This window comes from Streptomyces sp. NBC_01497 (assembly GCF_036250695.1).
Classification (GTDB): Bacteria; Actinomycetota; Actinomycetes; order Streptomycetales; family Streptomycetaceae; genus Streptomyces.
This window is the reverse complement of sequence record NZ_CP109427.1, coordinates 2,714,617-2,739,351: the sequence shown is the minus strand read 5'-3', so window position 1 is coordinate 2,739,351 and position 24,735 is coordinate 2,714,617. Positions and strand designations below refer to the sequence as shown.

The 24,735-nt window shown below is 73.1% G+C and carries 26 protein-coding genes; 14 read left to right on the top strand and 12 right to left on the bottom strand.

The annotated features are described in order from the left end of the window. Window positions 1–37 precede the first annotated feature (37 nt). The 3 genes from OG310_RS11610 (at window position 38) to OG310_RS11600 (ending at window position 3,033) form a co-directional block, all read left to right on the top strand. Window positions 38–1,585: a trypsin-like peptidase domain-containing protein gene (locus OG310_RS11610; RefSeq protein WP_443078610.1), complete on the top strand. Its 1,548-nt coding sequence runs from the start codon at window positions 38–40 to the stop codon at window positions 1,583–1,585. A gap of 129 nt (window positions 1,586–1,714) precedes the next feature. Continuing rightward, on the top strand, window positions 1,715–2,221 hold the full coding sequence (locus OG310_RS11605) for a sec-independent translocase (RefSeq protein WP_329455803.1): 507 nt from the start codon (window positions 1,715–1,717) through the stop codon (window positions 2,219–2,221). A 101-nt stretch (window positions 2,222–2,322) separates the two neighbouring features. After that, window positions 2,323–3,033, top strand: a complete 711-nt coding sequence (locus OG310_RS11600; protein WP_329455802.1) for a hypothetical protein — start codon at window positions 2,323–2,325, stop codon at window positions 3,031–3,033. Window positions 3,034–3,106: 73 nt separating this feature from the next. On the opposite strand, the gene OG310_RS11595 is transcribed toward OG310_RS11600, so the two are convergent. The 3 genes from OG310_RS11595 to OG310_RS11585 all read right to left on the bottom strand — a co-directional run bounded on the left by OG310_RS11595 (window position 3,107) and on the right by OG310_RS11585 (window position 6,411). Next, on the bottom strand, window positions 3,107–4,267 hold the full coding sequence (locus OG310_RS11595) for an Mrp/NBP35 family ATP-binding protein (protein ID WP_329455801.1): 1,161 nt from the start codon (window positions 4,265–4,267) through the stop codon (window positions 3,107–3,109). A gap of 196 nt (window positions 4,268–4,463) precedes the next feature. After that, window positions 4,464–5,084: a DUF1003 domain-containing protein gene (locus OG310_RS11590; protein ID WP_443078838.1), complete on the bottom strand. Its 621-nt coding sequence runs from the start codon at window positions 5,082–5,084 to the stop codon at window positions 4,464–4,466. Between the two features lie 46 nt (window positions 5,085–5,130). Continuing rightward, the gene (locus OG310_RS11585) at window positions 5,131–6,411 is read right to left on the bottom strand and encodes a magnesium transporter MgtE N-terminal domain-containing protein (RefSeq protein WP_329455799.1); all 1,281 of its coding nucleotides are present in this window, start codon (window positions 6,409–6,411) and stop codon (window positions 5,131–5,133) included. A gap of 180 nt (window positions 6,412–6,591) precedes the next feature. Between OG310_RS11585 and OG310_RS11580 the strand changes: the two genes are divergently transcribed. Beyond that, window positions 6,592–7,371 (top strand): hypothetical protein, encoded by a 780-nt coding sequence (locus OG310_RS11580; RefSeq protein WP_329455798.1) that lies wholly within the window; start codon window positions 6,592–6,594, stop codon window positions 7,369–7,371. 231 nt (window positions 7,372–7,602) lie between these two features. On the opposite strand, the gene OG310_RS11575 is transcribed toward OG310_RS11580, so the two are convergent. After that, the gene (locus OG310_RS11575) at window positions 7,603–8,145 is read right to left on the bottom strand and encodes a hypothetical protein (RefSeq protein ID WP_329455797.1); all 543 of its coding nucleotides are present in this window, start codon (window positions 8,143–8,145) and stop codon (window positions 7,603–7,605) included. Between the two features lie 58 nt (window positions 8,146–8,203). Next, window positions 8,204–9,340 carry a magnesium and cobalt transport protein CorA gene (locus tag OG310_RS11570; protein ID WP_329455796.1) on the bottom strand — a complete coding sequence of 379 codons (1,137 nt, stop codon included), beginning with the start codon at window positions 9,338–9,340 and terminating at the stop codon, window positions 8,204–8,206. 489 nt (window positions 9,341–9,829) lie between these two features. On the opposite strand from OG310_RS11570, the gene OG310_RS11565 reads away from it, so the two are divergent. The 4 genes from OG310_RS11565 to OG310_RS11550 all read left to right on the top strand — a co-directional run bounded on the left by OG310_RS11565 (window position 9,830) and on the right by OG310_RS11550 (window position 12,925). Continuing rightward, window positions 9,830–10,420, top strand: a complete 591-nt coding sequence (locus OG310_RS11565; RefSeq protein ID WP_329455795.1) for a suppressor of fused domain protein — start codon at window positions 9,830–9,832, stop codon at window positions 10,418–10,420. Between the two features lie 72 nt (window positions 10,421–10,492). Beyond that, a complete protein-coding gene (locus OG310_RS11560) occupies window positions 10,493–11,131 on the top strand; it encodes a DUF6758 family protein (RefSeq protein ID WP_329455794.1) in 639 nt (212 codons plus the stop codon). Between the two features lie 128 nt (window positions 11,132–11,259). Continuing rightward, entirely contained in the window at window positions 11,260–12,126 is an 867-nt protein-coding gene (locus OG310_RS11555) for a PHP domain-containing protein (protein WP_329455793.1), read from the top strand. Between the two features lie 193 nt (window positions 12,127–12,319). Further along, window positions 12,320–12,925 (top strand): MarC family protein, encoded by a 606-nt coding sequence (locus tag OG310_RS11550; RefSeq protein ID WP_329455792.1) that lies wholly within the window; start codon window positions 12,320–12,322, stop codon window positions 12,923–12,925. Window positions 12,926–13,131: 206 nt separating this feature from the next. Here OG310_RS11550 and OG310_RS11545 read toward each other — a convergent pair whose 3' ends face one another. Beyond that, the gene (locus OG310_RS11545) at window positions 13,132–13,284 is read right to left on the bottom strand and encodes a hypothetical protein (protein WP_329455791.1); all 153 of its coding nucleotides are present in this window, start codon (window positions 13,282–13,284) and stop codon (window positions 13,132–13,134) included. A 312-nt stretch (window positions 13,285–13,596) separates the two neighbouring features. Between OG310_RS11545 and OG310_RS11540 the strand changes: the two genes are divergently transcribed. Then, complete coding sequence (locus OG310_RS11540) at window positions 13,597–14,430, top strand: NYN domain-containing protein (protein WP_329460131.1); 834 nt, start codon at window positions 13,597–13,599, stop codon at window positions 14,428–14,430. Window positions 14,431–14,472: 42 nt separating this feature from the next. Here the strand turns inward: OG310_RS11540 and OG310_RS11535 are convergent, their stop codons facing one another. Both OG310_RS11535 and OG310_RS11530 read right to left on the bottom strand, forming a co-directional pair. Further along, window positions 14,473–15,318, bottom strand: a complete 846-nt coding sequence (locus OG310_RS11535) for an alpha/beta fold hydrolase (protein WP_329455790.1) — start codon at window positions 15,316–15,318, stop codon at window positions 14,473–14,475. A 151-nt stretch (window positions 15,319–15,469) separates the two neighbouring features. After that, entirely contained in the window at window positions 15,470–17,182 is a 1,713-nt protein-coding gene (locus OG310_RS11530) for a DEAD/DEAH box helicase (protein WP_329455789.1), read from the bottom strand. 575 nt (window positions 17,183–17,757) lie between these two features. On the opposite strand from OG310_RS11530, the gene OG310_RS11525 reads away from it, so the two are divergent. Further along, a complete protein-coding gene (locus tag OG310_RS11525; protein ID WP_329455788.1) occupies window positions 17,758–18,477 on the top strand; it encodes a ferritin-like fold-containing protein in 720 nt (239 codons plus the stop codon). A gap of 119 nt (window positions 18,478–18,596) precedes the next feature. On the opposite strand, the gene OG310_RS11520 is transcribed toward OG310_RS11525, so the two are convergent. The 4 genes from OG310_RS11520 to OG310_RS11505 form a co-directional block, all read right to left on the bottom strand. Then, window positions 18,597–18,878, bottom strand: coding sequence for a hypothetical protein (locus OG310_RS11520; protein ID WP_329455787.1), 282 nt, complete (start codon window positions 18,876–18,878; stop codon window positions 18,597–18,599). Between the two features lie 191 nt (window positions 18,879–19,069). After that, a complete protein-coding gene (locus OG310_RS11515) occupies window positions 19,070–19,297 on the bottom strand; it encodes a DUF3107 domain-containing protein (protein ID WP_329455786.1) in 228 nt (75 codons plus the stop codon). A gap of 158 nt (window positions 19,298–19,455) precedes the next feature. Then, on the bottom strand, window positions 19,456–20,091 hold the full coding sequence (locus tag OG310_RS11510) for a TetR/AcrR family transcriptional regulator (protein ID WP_329455785.1): 636 nt from the start codon (window positions 20,089–20,091) through the stop codon (window positions 19,456–19,458). Window positions 20,092–20,242: 151 nt separating this feature from the next. Continuing rightward, window positions 20,243–20,482 carry a hypothetical protein gene (locus OG310_RS11505; protein ID WP_329455784.1) on the bottom strand — a complete coding sequence of 80 codons (240 nt, stop codon included), beginning with the start codon at window positions 20,480–20,482 and terminating at the stop codon, window positions 20,243–20,245. 254 nt (window positions 20,483–20,736) lie between these two features. Between OG310_RS11505 and OG310_RS11500 the strand changes: the two genes are divergently transcribed. The 4 genes from OG310_RS11500 (at window position 20,737) to OG310_RS11485 (ending at window position 24,576) form a co-directional block, all read left to right on the top strand. Further along, a complete protein-coding gene (locus tag OG310_RS11500) occupies window positions 20,737–21,696 on the top strand; it encodes an alpha/beta fold hydrolase (protein WP_329455783.1) in 960 nt (319 codons plus the stop codon). An 8-nt stretch (window positions 21,697–21,704) separates the two neighbouring features. Next, on the top strand, window positions 21,705–23,105 hold the full coding sequence (locus tag OG310_RS11495) for a DUF3152 domain-containing protein (protein ID WP_329455782.1): 1,401 nt from the start codon (window positions 21,705–21,707) through the stop codon (window positions 23,103–23,105). A gap of 231 nt (window positions 23,106–23,336) precedes the next feature. Continuing rightward, a complete protein-coding gene (locus OG310_RS11490) occupies window positions 23,337–23,849 on the top strand; it encodes a DUF3492 domain-containing protein (protein ID WP_329455781.1) in 513 nt (170 codons plus the stop codon). Beyond that, complete coding sequence (locus OG310_RS11485; protein ID WP_329455780.1) at window positions 23,842–24,576, top strand: hypothetical protein; 735 nt, start codon at window positions 23,842–23,844, stop codon at window positions 24,574–24,576. Before OG310_RS11490 ends, OG310_RS11485 begins: the two co-directional genes overlap by 8 nt. Window positions 24,577–24,735 lie beyond the last annotated feature (159 nt).

The following is a 24,735-nucleotide window of genomic DNA, read 5'->3' as shown; positions in this document are numbered from 1 at the left end:
CCCACCGGCAGGGGACGTCACGGCAACCGGCTCCCCGATGTACGACTCCGCGGCACCCGGCTCTCCGGCGTACGAGTCCCCCGCACCCGGCTCCCCGGCGTACGACATCCCCCTCGACGCCGCTCCCGGCCGGCCGCGGGCACCGCGGAGTGATCCCGCGCAACCGGGGCACCAGGGCCCGCAGCCGTACGCGACCCCGGCGGCGGCAGCCCCCCGCACCGCCGACCCGTACCCCCGGCCGTCTCCCGACCGGTACCCCCAGCCGGTTCCCGACGCGTACACCGGTCTGCCCGGTGATCCGGGCCCCTGGCCGTCCTCCGACCCGTACGGGCGGCCCCAGGAGGCCGCGCGACAGGGGCCGTTGCCGGCGCGGGACAGCGGGATGCCGGGCGGCGCCGCGTGGCAGCGTCACGACCCGTGGAGCACACCGGACGCGGGAGCGGACCTGCCGGCGGACGGCGCCGCGTACCCCGCCCGGCCCCGGCGACTGCGCGGCTTGTCGGCCGCACTGCTGTTCGCGCTGGTCACCGGCGTCCTCGGGGGCGCGGTCGGCGCGTATCTGGAGCACCGGGACGGCGACGCGGACACGGTGCTGCCGCAGGAGGCGCGCAACGACGCGGGCCGCGCTCCCACGAGTGTCGCGGGCATCGCCGCGAGCGCCCTGCCCGGCGTCGTCACCCTGCACGTCAGCGGCAAGGACGAGGCGGGCACGGGCACCGGCTTCGTACTCGACCGGCAGGGCCACATCCTGACGAACAACCATGTGGTGGCGCTCGCGGGCAGCGGCGGGGAGATATCGGTCACCTTCGGCAACGGCAGGACGGCCGACGCGAAGCTCGTCGGCAAGGACGGCGGATACGACCTCGCCGTCGTCCAGGTGAAGGGGATCACGGGACTGAAACCGCTGGAGCTCGGGAACTCCGACAACGTCCGCGTCGGTGATCCGGTGGTGGCCATCGGGGCGCCCTTCGACCTCTCGAACACGGTCACCTCCGGCATCATCAGCGCCAAGGACCGGCCCATCACGGCGGGGGGCGAGAGCAGCGCCGCGGGCGACGTCAGTTATGTGGACGCGCTCCAGACCGACGCCCCGATCAACCCGGGCAACTCCGGCGGCCCCCTCGTCGACGCGCATGCCCGGGTCATCGGCATCAACAGCGCGATACGGGCCGCCGACAGCGGCACCTCGGGCGACGGCGCCCAGGCCGGCTCCATCGGCCTCGGCTTCGCGATCCCCGTCAACCAGGCCAAACGGGTCGCCGAGGAACTCATCAGCACCGGGAAGGCCACCCACCCCGTGATCGGGGTCACGCTCGACACCGGCTACCAGGGCGACGGCGCCCGGGTCGGCGCCAAGGCGGCGGACGGCGGCCCCGCGGTGGAGGCGGGCGGCCCCGCAGCCCGGGCCGGTATCAGGTCGGGCGACCTCATCACGGCGGTGGACGGCGAGGCGGTGCACAGCGACCAGGAACTGATCGTGAAGATCCGCGCGCACCGGCCGGGCGACCGGCTGACACTCACCGTTCGCCGTGCGGGCACCGCCCGGACGGCCAGGCTGACTCTCGGCTCTGCCGAGGGGATGTGAGGGGCCGGGGAGGTACCGCCGGGACACGGGGTGCGGGTACCGTGTAACGGCCCGGACCTTGACCCCACCGCGGACCAGGACGGACCCCCTGCCCGTCCCGCCGGCACGGAGAGCACAAGGAGCTGCTAGGTGTTCAACGACATTGGTCCACTGGAGATCCTCGCCCTGGTGATCCTCGCCGTGATCGTGTTCGGTCCGGAGAAGCTGCCGAAGGTGATCCAGGACGCCGCGCGGTTCATCCGTAAGGTCCGTGAGTTCTCCGACAACGCGAAGCAGGACATCCGCTCGGAGCTCGGCCCCGAGTTCAAGGACTTCGACTTCGAGGACCTCAACCCGAAGACCTTCGTGCGCAAGCAGTTCCTGGAGAACGACGACTTCAAGGAGATCCGCAGCAGCCTCGACCTGCGCAAGGAGATCTCCGACGTCGCCGACCTGAAGAAGGACTTCGGCGAGGGGAGCGACCTCAAGAAGGAGATGGCCGAGGTCGCGGACGCCGTGCACGGCCGCGACACGGCCGTCGCGCCGATCGCCTCCGCCAACGGATCGGGCGGCGGCTCCACCACCCCCGACCTGCTCAAAAAGGCACCCGAGTCGGACGGTGACGACCACCCGCCGTTCGACGCGGACGCCACCTGAGCACTGCCTGTCCCGCCCCGCGGTGACGGGATGGCTATCCTCCATCTGTCCGGCAGGTGTTTCCCCGGACCCTGGGCAGATCGAGGAGGCGGGCCGGACCGATGGAGACGACCAGTCAGGCGGCGACCGACGAGGTTTCCGAAAAGGGCGAAAAGCCTGAGAGACGGGGCACGGTGGAACCGTCGAGACCGGTCGACGGCTACCTGAAGGCCACCTTCCCCTGGTACGGGCTGGACGCGGCCTACACGGGCCCGCGCCACCTGATGCAGGCGGTGGCCGCGGCGGACGGCACCGTGCAGCACGGCGCGGTGCGGCACGGCTCGGAACCGACGATCAGGCCGGAGAGCATGTCGGTCCCCTCGGCGGCCTCCGAGGGCGGCGACGGCGACGGTGAGGACCCGCGGCGTTTCGTCGTGGTCATCACGGTCGCGGCGAACCCGGCGCGGCACAGCGGTGACGGCACGGGCGAACTGGACGCGACGACGGCGTCCTCAGCGGCCTGGCTCGCGGGTTCTGGGCTGCTCTCGTGCACCTGGCCGGGCCAGCTGGACCACGCGTTGCGCGACGACTGGCTGAGCCAGCAGACGGAGACGGCGTTCGACCTGGCGGACGACCTGGAGAGCCCCGAGTGGTCCGCGCTGGCCCTCCCGGTGGACGGCGTCGCCACCGCCTTCCGCTACCGCGAGTCGGAGTACGGCTGGGTGCTGGCGGGTTCGGCGGACGGGGTCCACCTGGGCGCGTACGGGCGCGGCATGAGCGCGTACGGCCTCGGGTTCGCGCGCATCGAGGATCTCAGGACGTACCAGGGCTGACATGGGGCGAAGGGGCGCGTCCCCGCCGGCAGGTGCCGGCGGGGACGCGCCCCTTCGCCGTACGCGGGGCCGGTCAGAACTTGTTGCGCGGGGTGATGCCCAGGGACAGGCCCGACAGGCCGCGCTTGCGCTCGCCCAGCCGGTCGGCGATCCCGCGCAGGGCCTTGCCCGCTTCGGAGTCCGGGGCGCTCAGTACCACCGGGCGGCCGTCGTCGCCGCCCTCGCGCAGCCGTACGTCGATCGGGATGGAGCCCAGCACCGGCACCTCCGCGCCGGTCGTCCGGGTCAGGCCCTCCGCGACGAGCTTGCCGCCGCCCGTGCCGAAGACGTCGAGCATCTCGCCGCAGTGCGGGCAGGGCAGGCCCGACATGTTCTCCACGACGCCCACGATCTTCTGGTGCGTCTGCACGGCGATGGAACCCGCCCGCTCCGCGACCTCGGCCGCCGCCTGCTGAGGCGTCGTCACGACGAGGATCTCCGCGTTCGGCACGAGCTGCGCCACCGAGATCGCGATGTCGCCCGTGCCGGGCGGCAGGTCGAGCAGCAGCACGTCCAGGTCGCCCCAGTACACGTCCGCGAGGAACTGCTGGAGCGCGCGGTGCAGCATCGGCCCGCGCCACACCACCGGCGCGTTGCCGGGCGTGAACATCCCGATGGAGATGACCTTCACGCCGTGCGCGGACGGCGGCATGATCATGTTCTCGACCTGGGTGGGGCGCCCGTCCACTCCGAGCATGCGCGGCACGCTGTGCCCGTAGATGTCCGCGTCGACGACGCCCACCTTGAGGCCGTCGGCGGCCATCGCCGCCGCCAGGTTCACCGTCACCGACGACTTGCCGACGCCGCCCTTGCCGGAGGCCACCGCGTACACGCGGGTCAGCGAACCGGGCTTGGCGAACGGCACCTCGCGCTCGGCCTGTCCGCCGCGCAGCGACGCCGCCAGTTCGCGGCGCTGCTCGTCGCTCATCACGTCCAGCGTGACCGACACCGACGTCACACCGGCGACCGCCGAGACCGCCTCGGTGACACCGTTGGTGATGGTGTCCCTGAGCGGGCAGCCGGAGACCGTCAGGTACACCGTCACGGCCACCGCGCCGTCGTCCGCGATCTCCACCGATTTGACCATGCCGAGCTCGGTGATCGGCCGGTGGATCTCGGGATCGTTCACCGTCGAGAGCGCGTCGCGCACCGCGTCTTCCGCGGGGACGGTGGTTCCGTACGTGTCGGTAGCCATACCGAGATGGTACGGCGCCCCGGGGCCCGCCCGGAAAGTACGGAGCTCCGGAGAGACGGGTGTCACGACGGCGGTCACGGCCCGCCCGTCGAACGCTCCCGTGAGGCCCGGACGGCACCGCGCGTGGCGGGCCGCGTCCCCGCTGCCGAGTTCTCCGGCGGCGCGGGCAGCGGAACCGCCCCGGCGGTACGCCGGCCTACGCGTCGCGCGACGCTCCGCCCCCGCGCGCCTCCCCGGCGCGCGGCGTGTCGCCGCCGGGCGGGTGATGGCCGTCGCGGCGCTCGTCCAGCTCCCGGACCAGGTCCTCCAGCTCCGACCTGATCCAGTCCCTGGTCGCGACCTCGCCGAGGCCGATGCGCAGCGCCGCGATCTCCCGCGTCAGGTACTCCGTGTCCGCGATGGAGCGCTCGTTCTGTTTGCGCTCCTGCTCCTGCGTGACCCGGTCGCGGTCGTCCTGCCGGTTCTGGGCGAGCAGGATCAGCGGCGCCGCGTAGGACGCCTGGAGCGACAGTGCCAGCGTGAGGAAGATGAACGGGTACTCGTCGAACCGCACACTCCTGGGCGCGGCGATGTTCCACACCACCCACAGGATGATGATCAGCGTCATCCAGACGATGAAGCGGCCCGTCCCGAGGAAGCGCGCCACCCGTTCCGAGAGCCGTCCGAAGGCTTCCGGGTCCCACTCGGGCAGCAGCCTGCGCCGCTGCTCGCGCGGCTGGTCGAGCCGTACGCGCCGGCGCCCGTCGCCTTCGCGCCGCTCGCCGCCGTGCCCGTGGCCCCGCCCGCGGCGGCCGCCCCGGCCGCTCTCGCGGCGCAGGGCCGTGGCGCCGTGCGGGAACGGTCCTGCGCCGTCCCCGCGCCTGTCACTCGTCACGCGCGGCGTCCCCCTCCAGGCCGTGGAAGCCGGTCTCCCGCCAGTCGTCCGGCAGCAGGTGGTCGAGCACGTCGTCCACGGTCACCGCGCCGAGCAGCGACCCGCTCGCGTCCACGACGGCCGCCGAGACCATGTTGTACGCGGCGAGGTGGCTGGTCACCGCGGGCAGCGGGGTGTCGGGGGCGAGCGGCGGCAGGTCGCTGTCGACGACCGCGCCGACCATCGTGAACGGCGGCTCGCGCAGCAGCCGCTGGAAGTGGATCGTGCCCAGGTACTTGCCCGTGGGGGTGTCCTCCGGCGGCCGGCAGACGTAGACCTGCGCGGCCAGCGCGGGGGAGAGGTCCCGCACCCGTACGCGGGCCAGCGCGTCCGCGACCGTCGCGTCCGGCCGCAGCACGATCGGCTCCGTCGTCATCAGGCCCCCCGCGGTGCGCTCCTCGTACGCCAGCAGCCGCCGCACGTCCGCCGCGTCGTGCGGCTGCATCAGCTCCAGGAGGCGTTCCTTGTCGTCCTCCGGCAGTTCGGAGAGCAGGTCGGCGGCGTCGTCCGGGTCCATCGCCTCCAGGACGTCCGCGGCCCGCTCGTCCTCCAGCTTGCCGAGGATCTCCACCTGGTCGTCGTCCGGCAACTCCTCCAGCACGTCGGCGAGCCGGTCGTCGTCGAGGGCGGCCGCGACCTCCGAGCGCCGTTTCGCCGTCAGGTTGTGCAGGACGTTGGCGAGTTCGACGGGCCGGAGCGTCTCGAACGTGGCGACGAGGTTCTCCGCGCCCTGGCCGTGCTCCTCCAGCGAGAAGCCGGTCACGTCCGACCAGTCGGCGGTGAACGCGTCCTTGCGGCGCCGCAGCGCGCCGCCGCGCTTGCCGCCCCGTACGAAGACCTTCGCGACCTCCCAGTCGCGCCGGGCGGGCAGTTGCTGCACCGCCACGTCCAGGACGGTCACCTCGGAACCGTCCTGGACCATCCGCACCCGCCGGTCGAGCATCTCGCCGAAGACCAGGCGCTCCGTGGGGCGCTGCTCGAAGCGGCGGACGTTCAGGACCCCGGTGGTGATGATCTGACCCGAGGTGATGTCCGTGACGCGCGTCATCGGCAGGAAGATCCGCCGCCTGCTGGCCACCTCGACGACGAGCCCGACGAGGCGGGGCGGCCGGTTCCCGACCCGCAGCATGGCCACGAGGTCCCGCAGCCGCCCGACCGGGTCGCCCTGGGGGTCGAACACGGGCACGCCGGACAGGTGGGACACAAAGATCCTGGGGGCGCCTCCAGCCATCTCGCGCGCCTCCTCGATCACATCGCTCCGGTCGGGATCAGGCTAGCCCGTAGGCGCCCGGCGTGCTCCGGCGGACGCGGGTACGCTGCCGTCTGCCGCCGCCCGCGCCTGCCCGGGACCTGCCGTGCGAGGGGTCGCGACCCGCTGCGGCTCGTCCCGTACGAAAGGTTTTGTGTGTCCGTGACCCGTCTTGTCCGCCGGCCCGTCCGCCGAGTCCAGGCCACCGTCGCGCTCTGCGCGGGCCTGGCGGTGGCGCTGTCGGGGTGCGCGGACCCCGACGAGGGGACGAACGGCGTCGGAAAGCTGCGGGCGAGCGCGATCGAGCAGAAGGCGCGGACCGCGGTGGACGGCGCCACGGCGGTACGGGTCACCGGCGCGCTCGTGACGCGGGGCCAGACGTACAAGCTCGACATGCGACTGAAGAAGGACGGCGGCGCCGGGTCCGTCACGGCGCACACGACGACGTTCACACTGCTGCGTGTGGGTGACTCGCTGTTCCTCAAGGGCTCACCGGACTTCTGGGACCAGGCGGCGGGCGGCGCGAGCGCGGCCCCCGGCGCCTCCGGGACAGCGGCGTCCGGGGCCTCGGGCGGCGAGGTCGCCGACAAGCTGGGTGACAAGTACGTGAAGGTCCCCGCCGACGATCCCGCGTACCAGCAGCTGCGGGGCTTCACCGACATGCGCGCCCTCCTCGACGGCCTCCTCACGCTCGGCGGCGAACCGGTCAAGGGCGACCGGCCCACCCTGAGCGGTGTGCGGACGATCGAGGTCAAGGGCGGCGACGACGCGAAGGGCGGCACGCTCGACGTCTCGCTCCAGGGCACCCCATATCCCCTGCGGCTGGCCCGCGCGGGCGGCGCGGGCACGCTGACGCTCAAGGACTGGGGAGAGGACTTCCCGCTGAAGGCGCCCGCCGAGAACGAGATGGTCGACTACGGCAGCACGATCCCGCGCACCTGACGGGAGCCCCTGCGGCGACAGGCGACGACTGCCGGGCCCGCGCCCGCGCGCCGACCGGTACGCGCCGCGTCATTAAAGCGAGCCCGACCGGTTCGGGCCGCGTCCTGAGCACGCCCCGACCGGGTCGCGCCGCGTCCGGAGTACGCCTCGACCGGTTCGCGCCCAGTCCTGAGCAGGCACCGACCGGTATGCGCCGCGTCCTGAGCACGCCGACCGGTACGCCGGGCCGGTTCAGGCCTCGCGCGTGCCTCCGCGCCGGTCCTCGCGTGCGGCCTTGCGGCGGCGCCGGAGGCCGAGCGGCGCGGGCAGCGGTCCCCGGGTCGTCGCCCGCGTGGGCGCGGGGCGCGCCGCCGACGAGGTGTCCGGCAGGTCCGTGGTCGCCTCGCGCACCGTCAGGCGCAGTACACGGCACTCGCGGCGCCAGCGCTCCGGCGCGGCCTCGCCGTCCGGCGCGTTCAGGCGCTTGCCCTTCAGCTCCGCGACGGCGGCCGTCCACGGCTCGCCGCCCGGCGCGAGTTCGCCGACCTCGGCGGTCCACGAGACGACCCTGCCGCGCTTGTCCTTGCTCGGCACGCTCACCTCGACGCGCGCCCCGTCGGTGAGCCCGGGCGGCAGGGGCTGCTCGTCGGGGCCGCCGCCCACCACGTACGCGGCGCCGTCCAGCCACACGTGCCACAGGGGCTGTGCCCGGCCGGTGCCCCGTACCCAGATCAGGCCGGACTTCTTCGTGGCCTCCTCCACCAGGGAGCGGACCGCGGGAGACTGCTGCGTCATGCACCGCAGCCTACGGCCACGGTTGCGGCCCCCGCCGAGTCCGGTGCGCCCGGCTCCGTCACAGCCAGCCGTTCTTCTTCAGGGTCCGGTGGATGACCAGGCAGATCGCGCCGATCGCGCCGAGCACCAACGGGTAGCCGTACTTCCAGTGCAGTTCCGGCATGTGGTCGAAGTTCATGCCGTAGATGCCGCAGACGGCGGTCGGTACGGCGATGATCGCCGCCCAGGACGTGATCTTGCGCATGTCCTCGTTCTGCGCGACCGTCGCCTGCGCGAGGTTCGCCTGGAGGATCGAGTTGAGGAGTTCGTCGAAGCCGACGACCTGCTCCTGCACGCGGACGAGGTGGTCGGCGACGTCGCGGAAGTACTTCTGGATCGCGGGCTCGACCAGCCGCATCGGGCGCTCGCTCAGCATCTGCATCGGCCGCAGCAGCGGCGACACGGCACGCTTGAACTCCAGTACTTCGCGCTTGAGTTGGTAGATCCGCTGGGCGTCGGGGCTGCGCTGTCCGGCCTTCTGTCCCTTGACGGGCTCCGAGAACACGTCGATCTCGACCTCGTCGACGTCGTCCTGCATCGAGTCGGCGACCGCCATGTAACCGTCCACGACGTGGTCGGCGATCGCGTGCAGGACGGCGGACGGGCCGTGCGCCAGCTGCTCGGGGTCCTCCTCCAGCCGGTGGCGGAGATTGCGCAGGGAGCCCTTCGCGCCGTGCCTCACGGTGATGACGAAGTCCCGCCCGGTGAAGCACATGACCTCGCCGGTCTCCACGACCTCGCTGGTCGCCGTGAGCTCGACGTGGTCGACGTAGTGGATCGTCTTGAACACCGTGAACAGGGTGTCGTCGTACGGCTCCAGCTTCGGACGCTGGTGCGCGTGCACGGCGTCCTCCACGGCCAGCGGGTGGAGGCCGAACTCGGCCGCGATGCCGGCGAACTCCTCCTCGGTCGGCTCGTGCAGGCCGATCCAGGCGAAGCCGCCCTCCTCGCGGACGCGCAGCATCGCCTCGTGCGGCGTGCGGCAGCTCTCGGAGCCGACGCGGCGGCCCTCACGGTAGACGCCGCAGTCCACGACCGCGGTCGAGGTCGAGGCGTCGCGCGTCGGGTCGTACGGCGAGTCGTACGAGCGGAAGGTCCCGGCGTTCTTGCGGAACGACGGGCGGACAGCTGCGCGGAGGTCACGGATCATCGACATGGCAGGCTCCTTCACGACAGAGACCGTCAGGCGAGACGTGGAACAGCCCGGAATGGGGGCGTGGCTTTTACGGGACTTTTACGTCCGCAAAGCGGGCGGCACCGGGGAGGATCGCCAGGACGGAGTGCGCTACCGACAGGTGAAAAACACAAGCTGGGATGATGTGCTCATCCGCCGGACGGAAGGCCAGGGAGCGATTGACCGGAGCGGTGGTTCCGTGTCGTCCTGCGACGTTGCCCGGTCAAAGGGGCGAGGCTCAGCTCACAACGCTGTGAAGCCGTACGGAGAGCGGCTGGTACTGGCCGGGTGACTTCGATCCACCGCAGCCCCACCTCCTCCGGTCTGTCCCCCGTAGGGGATGACGTATGTGCGTGTCGGGACTGGAGAGCAAGGCTTCTGCCTGCTGCCCCGACCGGCGCCTCAGCCTAACAGCTGGGACCAGGTCAATCTTGCGTCATGCCCCATCCTTACGCGATCTATGCTCGCCGGGTGGCAGAAATTCTCCCGCTGGTAGAGGGCCGATTGCGTGACGCACTCGGCGAACCGGACGCGCGCGCGTCCGTCACCTTCGTGGGCGCGGACCGTGTCGAGGTGCTCCGGTTCTTCGACCCCGCGAGCGGCGTCGTCCGCTACGCGACGCTCGGCATGTCGGCCGCGCCGATGAGCGACAGCACGTTGATGGTCGCGGACACGGTCCACGGCCCGCGTGCCGAGCTGCTGCTCTCCGTACGCGCCGGGCTCGCGCCCACGGACGAGGTGCTGCGCCCGCTGGCCGTGCTGGCCGCGTCCCCGCAAGTGGAGGGCGTGGTGGTGGCGCCGGGCGCGTCGCTCGACGTCGGAGGGCCGCTCTGGCCCGGGGCGCCGTTCAGCTCCGTCCTGGTGGCGGAGAGCGGGGGACTGGTGGCGGATCTGGAACTGCCGGAACCCATGGACCCGGTGCGGTTCCTGCCGCTGCTGCCCATGACCGCTCATGAGGCGGCGTGGAAGCGCGCGAGGGGCGCACAGGAGCTCCAGGAGCGCTGGTTGTCGCACGGTAGCGACCTGCGTGACCCACTGCGCGGGGCCGTACCACTTGACTGAGAGGCTCGCGGCCCCCTCGGAGTCCGGTGATCGCCTTGACGCGAGGTCGGCCGGAGAGGACCGTTGGCGCATATGAGGGGCCAACCCAGTTGCCCGAAGTGTGGTGGACGCGTCAGGGCGCCAGGTCTCTTCGCCGACTCCTGGCAGTGCGACGCGCACGGTGCCGTGTACCCGTTGCAGCCTGTCGTCCCGCCCAGCGTCGAGGCGCTGGGCGTCGTCGTGAACCGGGCCGAGGTCCCCGTCTGGATGCCGTGGCCCCTCCCCGTCGGCTGGCTGTTCACCGGCGTGTCCTACGCGGGCGACGATCGCAGCGGCGGCCGTGCCACCGCCGTCGCGTGCACCGGTCCAGGTCCCCTGGGCGGCCCCGGCGAGCTGCTGCTCGTCGCCGAGGAACTGGGCGTCGGACTCGGCGCCAGGTACGCGGGTGTCACGGGCCCCGACCCCGGCCCGCAGCTGCGCGTGGAGGAGCCCCCGCGTGCGAAACTCCTCGCCGCCGGCCGGCCCACCCCCCTCTGGCACGTCTCCGGAACGCCCGACGACCGGATCGTCTTCGCCGGGGAGGCGCTCGGACTCTGGCTCTGGGCGGTGCTGTGGCCGCAGGAGTCGGGGCTGCTGATGTACGACGAACTGGTCCTGACCGACCTGCGCGACGCGGGCGCCGAGGTCGACCTGCTGCCGTGCGGCGCGCTGTCGCCCCGGCTCCTGTCCTGACGGCGCGGGAGCGCTCCCGCGCGGCCCCGGCCGCCGTCCCGGTCACGGGTGGGGGCAGGGAAGCGGACCGGGACCGTTAGGCTGGACGGGTTGTCACCGTCCGTACCAGCCCGCCAAGGAGACGTCCCGTGCGTATCGACCTGCACACCCACTCCTCGGCGTCCGACGGTACCGACACCCCCGCCGAACTGGTGCGCAACGCCGCGGCGGCCGGGCTCGACGTCGTCGCGCTCACCGACCACGACAGCACGCGCGGGCATGCCGGGGCACTGGCCGCCCTGCCCGCCGGGCTCACCCTCGTCACCGGCGCCGAGCTGTCCTGCCGGATCGACGGCGTGGGCATGCACATGCTCGCCTACCTCTTCGATCCGGCCGAGCCGGCGCTGCTCGCCGAGCGCGAACTCGTGCGCGACGACCGGGTGCCGCGCGCCCGGGCCATGATCGGCAAGCTGCGGGACCTCGGCGTCCCCATCACCTGGGAGCAGGTCGCCCGGATCGTGGGCGACGCCTCCGTGGGCCGTCCCCACATCGCCTCCGCACTCGTCGAACTGGGCGTCGTGCCGAGTGTGTCGGACGCGTTCACCGCCGACTGGCTGGCCGACGGCGGACGGGCGTACGCGGAGAAGCACGAGAGTGACCCCTTCGAGGCCATCCGGCTCGTCAAGGAGGCCGGGGGCGTCACCGTCTTCGCGCACCCGGCCGCGGTGAAGCGCGGCAGGACCGTCCCCGAGGACGTCATCGGGCGCCTCGCCGCCGCCGGGCTCGACGGCATCGAGGTGGACCACATGGACCACGACCCCGCGACCCGGGACGCCCTGCGCTCCCTCGCGGGCGACCTGGGGCTGCTGGTCACCGGGTCGAGCGACTACCACGGCAGCCGCAAGGAGATCGCGCTCGGCGCGAACACCACGGACCCCGAGGTGTACGCCGAGATCGTCCGGCGCGCCACCGGCGCCTTCCCCGTCCCCGGTACGGGCGGTCCCGTTCCCGCCTAGCGCATCCGCGCGTCTCCCAGCGCAGCGGCGCGTCCGCGCCGTCGCGGCGCGGCCACGGTGCCCTCCGTGCCCGGTCCCGCTCCCGTTCATCCCTGACCGCTGCCCGGCCACCCGGCCCGCTCCGGTGCGCCGCGCCCGTGTCCGCACGCGCGCGCCCACGTCCCCCGATCCACCGCAAACGCAAGGCCCTGCCGTGTTCGACTTCGCCGTGTTCGGCTCCCTCTTCCTCACCCTCTTCGTCATCATGGACCCGCCGGGGATCACGCCGATCTTCCTGGCGCTGACCTCCGGCCGCGCCGCCAAGGTGCAGCGCGCCATGGCGTGGCAGGCGGTCCTCGTCGCGTTCTGCGTCATCGCGGTCTTCGGGCTCCTCGGCCGCCAGATCCTGGACTACCTGCACATCACCGTGCCCGCCCTGATGATCTCCGGCGGTCTGCTGCTGCTCCTGATCGCGCTCGACCTGCTCACCGGCAAGACCGAGGAGCCCAAGCAGACCAAGGACGTCAACGCCGCCCTCGTCCCCCTCGGCATGCCCCTGCTCGCCGGGCCCGGCGCGATCGTCTCGGTGATCCTCGCCGTGCAGCACGCGCACACCGCCACCGCGCAGGTGTCCGTATGGGCGGCGATCGCGGCGATGCACGTCGTGCTCTGGCTGGTCCTGCGGTACTCCCTGCTGATCATCCGCGTGATCAAGGACGGCGGTGTCGTCCTCGTGACCCGCCTCGCCGGGATGATGCTGTCGGCGATCGCCGTGCAGCAGATCATCAACGGCGTCACCCAGGTCGTGAAGGGCGCGTGACTGCTCCTGGCCCGGCATCCGGCGCCCGTCGTGCGGCGCCCGTCGTGCGGGGCGCGGACGGTGAGCCGGGGCCCGTCCGCCCGGCGGCCCGGGCCCGGACAGGTCCGCGAACGCAGAACCGCGCCCTCCGGAGTCCCGGGGGGCGCGGTTCTGCGTGGTCCGAACCGTATGATTCGGTGGCACGGTAAAGGGGCTGGATAAGAGAGTTACGAGGCCGTCGCCTCGGCCGGCCGGATGTAGATGCGCTGGCCCATCGCTGCGGCCTGCTGCACGATCCGGTTGACGGAGGCTGCGTCAACGACGGTACTGTCCACGGCGCTGCCGTTGACGTCGTCGAGTCGCGTGATCTCGAAGCGCAAGGCTTCTCCCTTCGTCTGATCCTCCTGCTGGAGAACTATTGATGACAGCGAAAGTGTCGATCGATACATCGAGATCAACGGCTTACGCTGTGCAAACATTCCCTACGCTAAAGAAATCTTTCGGACAGCTAACTACTGGTCGGTACGGCGCGGCCCACGGAGAATGAACCGGGTATGAGCGAGGCAAGCGAGTCACAGGCGGGTACCGGATCCGTGCACGACCCCGAGGGGTTCGGCACCTCACCCGGCGACGGCGCCTTCGCCGCCGACCTCGCCCGCCGTCTCACGACGACCAACGAGCTGCTGACCCGCATGCTCGCCGAGGTCGCGAAGACACCGTCGACCCATGCCATCTTCGTCGACGCGGGTTACGTCTACGCGTCGGGCGGATTGCTGGTGGCGGGCACCGAGGACCGGCGCTCCTTCGACCTCGACGCCGAGGGCCTCATCGACGCGTTCATCGACAAGGCGCGGGTCATCTTCGCCGACAGCAGGCTGCTGCGCGTGTACTGGTACGACGGTGCGAGGCGCCGCATCCACACGCCGGAACAGCAGACCATCGCCGAACTCCCCGACGTCAAGGTCCGCCTCGGCAACCTCAACGCCAACAACCAGCAGAAGGGCGTCGATTCACTGATCCGTACGGACCTCGAATCGCTCGCCCGGCACCGCGCCATCAGCGACGCCGCCCTCGTCGGCGGCGACGAGGACCTCGTCTCGGCGGTGGAGGCCGCACAGGGCTACGGCGCGCGCGTGCACCTGTGGGGCATCGAGGCCGCCGACGGGCGCAACCAGGCGGAGCCGCTGCTCTGGGAGGTCGACAGCCAGCGCACATTCGATCTCGACTTCTGCAAGCCGTTCGTGACCCGCAAGGCCGTCACGACCTGGGAGCACGAGGGGGAGCCGCCGCCGAGCCGCGACGAGGTCCGCTTCATCGGCGCCCAGATCGCCGCGACCTGGCTGGTCGACCGGGGCCGTGCGGCGATGGCCGAACTGCTGCCCGGCCTCCCCTACCTTCCGGGCAACGTCGACCAGGACCTCCTGATCGAGGCCGAGAAAATGCTGCAGCGCTCACTGCGCGGGCACTCCGTCCTGCGCAGGGCGCTGCGCGACGGGTTCTGGAACCACCTGCAGTCGCAGTACTGAGTGCGGGCGTCGGGTCCGGCCGTCGGCCGTGACCGCGCCCGCCTACGGGTGGTCCCGCCAGAACGAGGCCAGCGCCGCCGCGGTCTCGGCCGGCCGGTCCGTGTTCGGCGAGTGCCCGGCGTCCGGTACGACCGTGCGGCGCGCGCCGAGCCGCCGCGCCATGTCGTCCAGCAGCACCGGCGGCCAGATCCCGTCCTCGTCGCCCGACACCACATGAACCGGCAGGACGGCGCGCAGCGCGGCGAGTTCGTCCACCCGGTCGGGCTCCGCCACCAGGAGGCCCGCCGCGGCCACCAGCTGTGCCGGGTCCGTGGACATCCAGCGCCGGTGCAGGTCCGCCCCGTCGACCGGGGTCTCCTCCATCGGCGCCATGTCCGACATGGCCTCCCACACCTGCTGCATGCTCATCACGGCGAGCGCGTCGATCAGCAGCTTCGCCCGCTCCCGCTCGCCCTGGGAGATCTCGGCCGGGCCGGACGACATCATCGTGAACGTACGAAAGGGGCGCGCGTCCCGCAGCACCGCCGCGCGGGCGACGTGCCCGCCGAAGGAGTGCCCCAGCAGGTGCACCGGCACGCCCAATGCGTCGGCCTGCGCGAGCACGTCGGCCGCCAGTTCGGCCTGTGAGTAGCCCTCGGGCGCCGGCGGCGGAGCCGATTCGTACTGGCCCCGCCCGTCCACGGCCACGACCCGGTACCCGGCGGCGGAGAGCGGCTGGAGCAGGGAGTTGAAGTCCTCCTTGCTGCCGGTGAACCCGGGCAGCAGCAGGGCGGTGCCGAGCGGCTCGCCCGCGGGCAGCGCCTCGATCGCCGCGAAGTCGCCGCGCGAGGTGGCGAGGGCACGGGCACGGGCGCAGGCGGGCGGTACGAAGCTGAGAGGGCGGCTCATGCCATGAGGCTAACGGTGTCGGCGCGGCGGCGCGTCGGCTCCCGGCCGGTGGGCGGCGGAAGCGTACGCGGTGGTGGTCCGGACAGGGCTGTGGCCCGGAACCACCGGGGTTCCGGGCCACAGCGGGTGTCCGCGCCGCCAAAGCCGCGGATCACGCCTCCGGCTGGGCCGTCTTCGTCGCGCGGGAACGGCGGCGGCGCGGCTTGGCCTCGGCCTCACCGGCCGGTGCCTGTGCGGGCTCCGTGACGGTGGACGCCTTGGCCGAAACGGCCTTCGCCTTCGCCTCGGGAGCCGCCGTGGCGTCCGCGGCCTGCTTGACGGGGCGCGTCCGGCGGCGCCGCGGCTTCGCGGCGGCGTCGTCGGCCTCCACCGCGTCGGGCGCCTCGGCGGGTGCCGGCACGGCCGCCTCGGCCGTGGCCGTGGCAGCGGAGCGCGTACGGCGCCTACGGCGCGGGGCACGCTCCTCGGTGGCGTCCTCGACGGCCGGAGCCGTCGAACCCTCGGCCGTGTCCGTGGCCACCTGCGCCGACGCGTCGTCGGACGTCAGCCCGCCGCGCGTACGGCGCCGCTGGCGGGGCGTACGCGTACGGGCCGGGCGCTCCTCCACCACGGTCGCGGCCGGGGCGGCACCGCGACGGCCGCGACCGCCGGTCTCGCCCAGGTCCTCGACCTGCTCGGCCGAGAGCCCCGCACGCGTGCGATCGGCGCGCGGCAGGATGCCCTTCGTCCCCGCGGGGATGTCCAGCTCCTCGAACAGGTGCGGGGAGGTGGAGTACGTCTCCGGCGGGGCCGGGAAGCCCAGGTTCAGCGCCTTGTCGATGAGCTGCCAGCGCGGGATGTCGTCCCAGTCGACGAGCGTGACCGCCGTGCCTGTCGCGCCCGCGCGGCCGGTACGGCCGATGCGGTGCAGATAGGTCTTCTCGTCCTCGGGGGACTGGTAGTTGATGACGTGCGTGACGCCCTCGACGTCGATGCCGCGCGCGGCGACGTCGGTGCACACCAGCACGTCGACCTTGCCGTTGCGGAACGCGCGCAGCGCCTGCTCGCGCGCGCCCTGGCCGAGGTCGCCGTGGACCGCGCCCGCGGCGAAACCGCGCTGCATCAGCTGGTCGGCGATGTCGGCCGCGGTGCGCTTCGTGCGACAGAAGATCATCGCGAGCCCGCGGCCCTCGGCCTGCAGGATGCGGGAGACCATCTCCGGCTTGTCCATCGAGTGGGCGCGGTAGACGCGCTGCGTCGTGGCGGCGACCGTCGCGCCGGCGTCGTCGGGCGACGTGGCGCTGATGTGGGTCGGCTGCGTCATGTAACGGCGGGCCAGGCCGATCACCGCGCCCGGCATGGTCGCCGAGAACAGCATGGTCTGGCGGCGGGCCGGGAGGAACTGCATGATCTTCTCGACGTCGGGCAGGAAGCCCAGGTCGAGCATCTCGTCGGCCTCGTCGAGGACGAGCGCCCGCACGTCCGACAGGTCCAGCTTGCGCTGGCCCGCCAGGTCGAGCAGACGGCCCGGGGTGCCGACGATCACATCGACACCCTTCTTGAGGGCCTCGACCTGCGGTTCGTAGGCCCGGCCGCCGTAGATCGCGAGGACCCGCACATTGCGGACCTTGCCGGCGGTCAGCAGGTCGTTCGTCACCTGCGTGCACAGCTCGCGGGTGGGGACGACGACCAGGGCCTGCGGCGAGGTCGTCAGCTGTTCGGGCGTGGCCCGGCCAGCCTCGACGTCTGCGGGTACGGTCACGCGCTCCAGCAGCGGCAGACCGAAACCGAGGGTCTTGCCCGTGCCGGTCTTGGCCTGGCCGATGACGTCGGTGCCCGAGAGGGCGACCGGGAGCGTCATCTCCTGGATGGGAAACGGGGTCACGATGCCGACGGCTTCAAGAGCCTCGGCCGTCTCGGGAAGGATTCCGAGATCGCGGAACGTGGTAGTCAGGGTGCTGCCTCTTCCGTGAGGTGCGGTGCGAGGCGAACGCTGGGGGTCCTACCGCGCAACAGGTCCGCGCCGGTCGGCTCGGCCGGCCGTGGATTGACCGGATGGGCGCGGGACCCCTGCCGTCGCTCAAGCGCTCGTACCGCTCAGGGGGCCCCTCATGCATGGGTTCGTGTGCTTCCGTGCGCACGGACCGCGATGAGGGCGGTCAGGGCGGAGCCGATCGGGCCACCGACCGGGCATCCTCAGGGGGTCTGTCCGACGGCGTCCCGGATGTCACGCGCCGTGAGGGCGCCCGTCATCCGTGTCGACCCTCGGCCAAACACTGTGATGGCCCGCCGAATACTCGGCAGGCGCATTACCACTGTACCCCGGATTCGTGCACATGTGTCGGCCGAAGTTCACCGGCCGACCGTACGGGGCCGCGAGAGGGGCTCCTGGCCCGCTCCGGCGCGGACTATTGTGCGGTTACGCGGGTTGGGACGAGTACAGGAATCGGAAGGTTTGCCGTGGCGGACGCAGACAGCGAGAACACCGGGATCGCCGGACAGGACTGGGCCACGGCGTCCGCGCAGCCCCAGTACCGGGCGGCGGTGGTGGATCTCCTCGGCGCCCTCGCCTACGGCGAACTCGCGGCCTTCGAGCGGCTCGCCGAGGACGCGAAACTCGCTCCCACCCTGGCCGACAAGGCCGCGCTCGCCCGCATGGCGTCCGCCGAGTTCCACCACTTCGAGCGGCTCAACGAGCGGCTCAGCGCGATCGACATGACACCCACCGAGGCCATGGAGCCCTTCGCCAAGGCGCTCGACGAGTTCCACCGCCAGACCGCGCCGTCGGACTGGCTGGAGGGCCTGGTCAAGGCCTATGTCGGGGACTCGATCGCCAGCGACTTCTACCGCGAGGTCGCCGCGCGGCTCGACACCGACACCCGCGCCCTGGTCCTCGCGGTGCTGGACGACACCGGCCACGGCAACTTCGCCGTCGAGAAGGTGCGCGCCGCGATCGAGGCCGACCCGAGGCTCGGCGGCCGGCTCGCGCTGTGGGCGCGCCGCCTCATGGGTGAGGCGCTGTCCCAGGCCCAGCGGGTGGTGGCGGACCGGGACGCGCTGTCCACGATGCTGGTGGGCGGCGTCGCCGACGGTTTCGACCTCGCCGAGGTCGGCCGGATGTTCTCCCGCATCACCGAGGCGCACACCAAGCGCATGGCGGCCCTGGGTCTCGCCGCGTGACACACACCCCCTGACGCGCGCACACCCGGCCCACCGAACGACCGACGCACCGAACGCCGCCCCGCCCCACGGACACACCGCCGTGGGGCGGGGGCGTGTCAGGGTCGGGGGCCCGCTCGCTACGGAACGGCCCGGCGCACCGGGGCGGCGGCCGTCACCGCCGACGTCGGGCGCAGCAGCAGCGAGATCATGACGGCGGACACACCCGCCGCGCCCAGCAGCGTTATCAGCACATGACCGGGGCCGAGGGCCTCATGCGTCACATAGGCGCCGAACAGCGCGCCAGGACCGCCCATGAGCAGGACCAGTCGGCGGGCGGGCAGACGGCGCGACAACAGCAGGGCAGCGGCCGTGGACAGGCCGAGACCGAGCAGGGCAGAACCGAGAATCTCCAGGATCACGGTGATCACCTCGCGGCTTCCGGGCGGCGCGCCGGGCGAGTGACCGACGCGTCCAGCCCGTCATTACCCGGCGTGCACGGAACACAACCCTTCCGTGAGGAGTAACCCCGCCATCAGGTGACAGAACGCGGGAACGGCCCGGCGGGGAGACCCCTGCCGGACCGTTCCTGTGAGCGAGAAGCGCAGACGACCTAGAGCGGGCCGAAGCCGACCCGCCGCGTCGTCGGCTCGCCGATCTCCACGTAGGCCAGCCGGTCCGCCGGTACGAGGACCGTGCGGCCCTTCTCGTCCGTGAGGCTGAGCAGCTGCGCCTTGCCGGTCAGCGCGTCCGCCACGGAACGCTCGACGTCCTCGGCGGAGAGCCCGCTCTCCAGAACGATCTCCCGGGGCGCGTGCTGTACGCCGATCTTGACCTCCACGGCATGTCCCTCCGAACGGTCAGTGCGTTGCGCGGCCAGCCGCGCGGTACGCAGCACACATTAGCCCGCGTGGACGGCGGGGAAGACGCCGTACGGCAACGCCCGCAGCGAACACGCTGCGGCAGGTCCGAAACCCCGGCGGGGCTCCCGGCCCCCGCTCAGTGCTGCTCGTGGAGCGGGAAGCCCGCGATGCCCCGCCAGGCGAGGGACGTCAGCAGGGAGACCGCGCGCTCGCGCGGCACCGGGGACGCGCTGGAGAGCCAGTAGCGCGCCACCACCTGCGACACCCCGCCGAGGCCCGTGGCGAGCAGCATCGACTCGTCCCTGGACAGGCCGGTGTCCTCGGCGATCACGTCGGAGATGGCCTCGGCGCACTGCATGGCCACCCGGTCCACCCGCTCGCGCACGGCGCTCTCGTTGGTCAGGTCCGACTCGAAGACCAGCCGGAACGCGCCGCCCTCGTCCTCGACGTAGGCGAAGTACGCGTCCATCGTCGCCTCGACGCGCAGTTTGTTGTCCGTGGTCGACGCGAGCGCCGTACGGACGGCCTGCAAAAGCGCCTCGCAGTGCTGGTCGAGAAGCGCCAGATACAGCTCCAGCTTGCCCGGGAAGTGCTGGTAGAGCACCGGCTTGCTGACCCCGGCGCGCTCGGCGATGTCGTCCATCGCGGCCGCGTGGTACCCCTGGGCCACGAAGACTTCCTGAGCCGCGCCGAGCAGCTGGTTGCGCCGGGCGCGGCGCGGAAGCCGCGTCCCGCGCGGGCGTGCCGCCTCCGTCTGCTCCATGGCTGTCACGCCGCCTCCCAATCGTCTCTGCGCCCGCCGGGCCCGCCTACGTGGTCCGCAGGCGGCCGGGTGCGCTCCGGCCCCGACTGGCCATCGTACTTTTGAGTAACCCTCCGGCGCGCGGTGAGGGCGCAGAAATTCACGAACGGGTCCGCGGCCTTCAGCGGTAGTCGTCGTCCTCGTCGCCGTCTGCCGGACGCGCCTGCTCCGCCCGGTCCGCCTCATCGGCCTCGGCGTCCGAGCCCGGTGAGGCGTCCTCGTCGCCGTCGGCCGGGCGCAGGTCCGCCCGCTGCTCGGCGGCGTCGGCCTCCGGCGTCTCGGGGGAGAGCTCGTCCCCGCGCGGGTCCCGCGCGAAGGTGTCCGGATCTTCTGGGTCCTGGGGGCCAGTGGCGACCGACATGTGTGACCTTCCCGTATCGGGTCTCTCACGCCCGGATCCCCGCGCCGCGCCGCGCTCACGCCACAGCGCGGGCGCCCGTGCCGCGGCCCGGTCCTGCGGCCCCGGACGCGCCCGTGGGGTCCTGCGTGCTCCCGGGGGCTCCGCCTTCCCGGCTGCCCCGCTTCCGAGCCTAGAAGTCCCCCCGGCGCCACGCCACGCGGCTTGTGACCGCCGCCACACGATCCCCGGCGTGACTCTCTCGTAACATTGCGGGCATGTCTTCGACCGAGCTACCGGAATCCGTCGCTGTCGCCGCGGCTCCGCGGGTCGCTCCCGTCCGCGTGGTGGAGGGGGAGGAGCTGCGCTCGGTGGCGCTGCCCGGGCTCTCCCTGACCGTGCGCGCCCGCCCCGGCTCCCGGACCGGGCTGCCCCCGGCGCTGTACGTGCACGGGCTCGGCGGCTCCTCGCAGAACTGGTCGGCGCTGATGCCGCTGCTCGCGGACGTCGTCGACGGCGAGGCCCTCGACCTGCCCGGCTTCGGTGACTCGCCGCCGCCCGACGACGGCAACTACTCGGTCACCGGGCACGCGCGGGCCGTCATCAGGCTGCTGGACGCGCGCGGTCGCGGACCCGTGCACCTGTTCGCCAACTCGCTGGGCGGCTCCGTCGCCACCCGGGTCGCCGCCGCGCGCCCCGATCTCGTACGGACCCTCACCCTGATCTCGCCTGCCATGCCCGAGATCCGGGTGCAGCGCGGCGCGCTGCCCACCGCGCTGATGGCGCTGCCCGGTGTGACACCGCTGTTCGCGCGCCTCAGCAGGGACTGGACCGCGGAGGAGCGCACGCGCGGTGTGCTCGCGCTCTGTTACGGAAATCCCGCGTCGGTGAGCGAGGAAGAACTGGGAGCCGCGGTCGCCGAAACCGAACGCAGGCTCCAACTGCCCTATTTCTGGGATGCGATGACCTGCTCCGCGCGCGGTATCGTCAACGCGTACACCCTGGGCGGCCAGTACGGACTGTGGCGACAGGCCGAGCGGGTCCTCGCGCCGACGCTGCTCGTCTACGGCGGCCGGGACCAGCTCATCGCGTTCCGCATGGCACGCAAGGCGTCCAGGGCCTTTCGCGGCTCGCGCCTGCTGACACTGCCCGAGGCGGGCCACGTGGCCATGATGGAGTTCCCCCGCGAGGTGGCGGCAGCGGCGAGGGACCTCATCGCCGACAACGACGGGAGCTGATCCGGGGAGTGGGACGACACAGCCGCAGGGGCCCCGCCGGTCCCGCGCCCGAGGGCGAGCGGCCCGCCGGCGCCGAGCCGCGCGGGAGCGGGCGGCGCGAGGCCGACGGCACCGGCGCGGGACCGGCCGTTCCCGGCGCCGGACGCCGCAGACGCCCCGGCGAGGACCACGGCCGCGCGGCCGACGGTGCCGGGCGCGGCGAGCCGGGCACCCCGGCGCGGGGCGTGCCCCAGGTGCGTGGCGGACATCCCGAACACCCCGAACCCACCCCCCGGCCACCGTCCGGACCGTCCGGGCGGCAGCGCTACGGAGACTGGGTCGGCGGCCCGGTGGCCGGCTCCGGCACGGTCGGCACCGCGAGTGGAGCGCCGGGCGCGGCCGGCCGGCCCGGGCCCGCCGCGAGGTGGCGCACCGCGGGGGCGGCGGCCTCGCGGGTGCCGGGTCCCCGGCCCGAATACCTCGACGCCTTCGAGTCGTCGGACGCCCCCGGCGGACCAGCCCGGGGCGCGGTGCCGGGTCGCGGCGCACGGCCCGGGCCCGCGGACCGTACGGCACTGCCGTCCGGGGAGCCGGCCGTGCCCGCGCCGCCCGATGACGCGCGGCGCGGAGGCAGGGGACGCACGTTCGGCGGGGTCGCCGCGGCGGCCGTCACCACCGTCCTCGCCGTCGTCGTCGCCGGTCAACTCGTGCACGACCACGAGAACCGGGCCGTCGCCGCGCGGGCCGCGGGCGGCGCGGCGCGTGACGGCGCGGGCCACCCGGCCCCCGCCGCGAGCACCCGCGTGCGGACCGTGAAGGCCCCGGCGCCCACGTACGACCAGTTGATGGCGGAGCGCTTCCCGCTCTCGTCCCGCCTGAAGGGCTCCGGCCGCTTCAGCACCGTGCCGGGCTCCGCCGCGGCACCCGGCACCGGGCACCGCTACCGCTACCGCGTCGACATCGAGGCCGGACTCCCCCTGGACGGCGCTCTGTTCGCCGACGCCGTGCAGAAGACCCTCAACGACGACCGCAGCTGGGCCCACCACGGCGCGATGACCTTCGAGCGGATCTCCACCGGCACGCCCGATTTCGTGATCACCCTGGCGAGCCCGGGCACCACCGACCTCTGGTGTGCCAAGTCCGGCCTCGACACCAGCGAGGAGCTCGTCTCCTGCGACTCGGCCGCCACCCAGCGGGTCATGATCAACGCGTACCGGTGGGCGCGGGGCGCGGCGACGTACGGGCCCGACGCGATGCACGCGTACCGCCAGATGCTCATCAACCACGAGGTCGGCCACCGCCTCGGCCACGACCATGTGGCCTGCGCGACGCCCGGCGCGCTCGCGCCCGTGATGCAGCAGCAGACGAAGTCCCTGGACATCAACGGCATCAAGTGCCGAGCCAATCCCTGGGTGTACCCGAAGGGTTGACGCTCAGTCAGGCGCTGGGGGAGTCCGCCGCGCGGCCGGGGCGCGGACCGCCGCCGTGCGCCCCGGACGGGCGTGAACGCGCCCGGCCCAGGAAAGTTACGAGCATTCACCCCTTCCGGTGGCGCGATGGACAACCGTCCATCGTGCCCCCTTCGTATCCGCATACGGTCGTGCCGCAGCGGGTCGCCGGACCGACGGCGGCCTCCCACGGGGAGGAACGGGGGTGCGTTCGTGCGGATCGGACTGCTCACGGATGGTGGCCATCCGTACGCGACCGGTGAGTCCGGGCTCTGGTGCGAGCGGCTCGTCAGCGGGCTCGCGGACCACGGGTTCGACATCCACGCGCTCAGCCGGGGCCCCCGTCGGCGGCAGTGCCTCGTCGTCCTGCCGCCCCGGGTGCGCACCGCGGCCTGCCCCGGCGAGTTGCGCCGGCCCGTAGAGGCCCACGGCGAAGAAGTCGGCGCTCTCGTCACAGATGCCGAGCGGCGCGCAGGGCTGTACCGGACCCTGCGGTCCGAGACGGTGGTGCGCGTCCTGGAGTCCGCCTGCCGCGCCCCCGGCGCGCGCCGGGGCGTGCGGGACGGGACCGCGTCCGATCTGCCCGCCTTCGCCGCCGAGTTGGAGCGCGCTTCGCGCCCCCTCTCCGCCGACCGGTACGACGCCGAGGACGGCGACAGCGGCGATCCCGCCCGCGAGCCGGTCGGCGCGGGCGCGGCGGTGGGTGCGGGAGGCCGCGATGTCTGACGGAGGCACCACCATGGCACGCGACACCTCCGCCGTCCGCGGAACCACCGGGGCGTACGGCCCGCACACCGCCCCCGGTGCGGCAGGACACGGCGACACGCCCCCGCACGCCGACAAGACTTCGTACGGCGACAGGACCCCGCACGCCGACACGGCCCCGCACGCCGACACGGCCCCGCACGCCGACACGGCCCCGCACGCCGACAAGACCCCGTACATCCGGCCGCGTACTGGCGCGGCCCCTTACGCGGGACCGTGCACGGACAGCGCGGAGCACCTGGACGCGGTCGCATACCTGGATATACCGGCGGGACCCCCGGACACACCCACCGGCCTCCTGGACCCGCCGGAGCACGGCGGGGGCCGCCGCGGCGGTGCCAGGGCCGGTACCGGCTCCGACGTCGGCTGGGGAGACGGCGACAGTGACGCGGACAGCGACGCGGACCGTGACGGGGACACTGCCCCCGGCGACGGCGACGGCGACGGCGACGGCGAGAACGACAACGACGACGGGGAGAGCCGTACCGGGGCCCGCACGGCGCCCACGCCGCGGGACCGCACCGGAGCCGGGGGCGGCAGCGCCACCCTGGGCTCCGGCTTCCCCGGCGGGGTCCCCCGCGTCCCCGTCCGGCGCGGCACCGCCGACCCCGTGAGGCTCCTCCCGCACCGCCACCGGGAGCTGCGCCACGCGGCGGTGACCCTCGTCAGGGCTTCCGCGCACCCCTGAGGCCGCGCCGCCCGGCGCCGGCCCACCGCCCCGGTCCCCATGACCCCGATCCCTGTCCGCCCGAGATTCCGCGCCCCGGTTCCCCGCCGTCCCGTACCCCTCCATACCCGCAGACCCACGACCCGGCCTCATCCCTGACCCGGCTTCACCCACGACCCG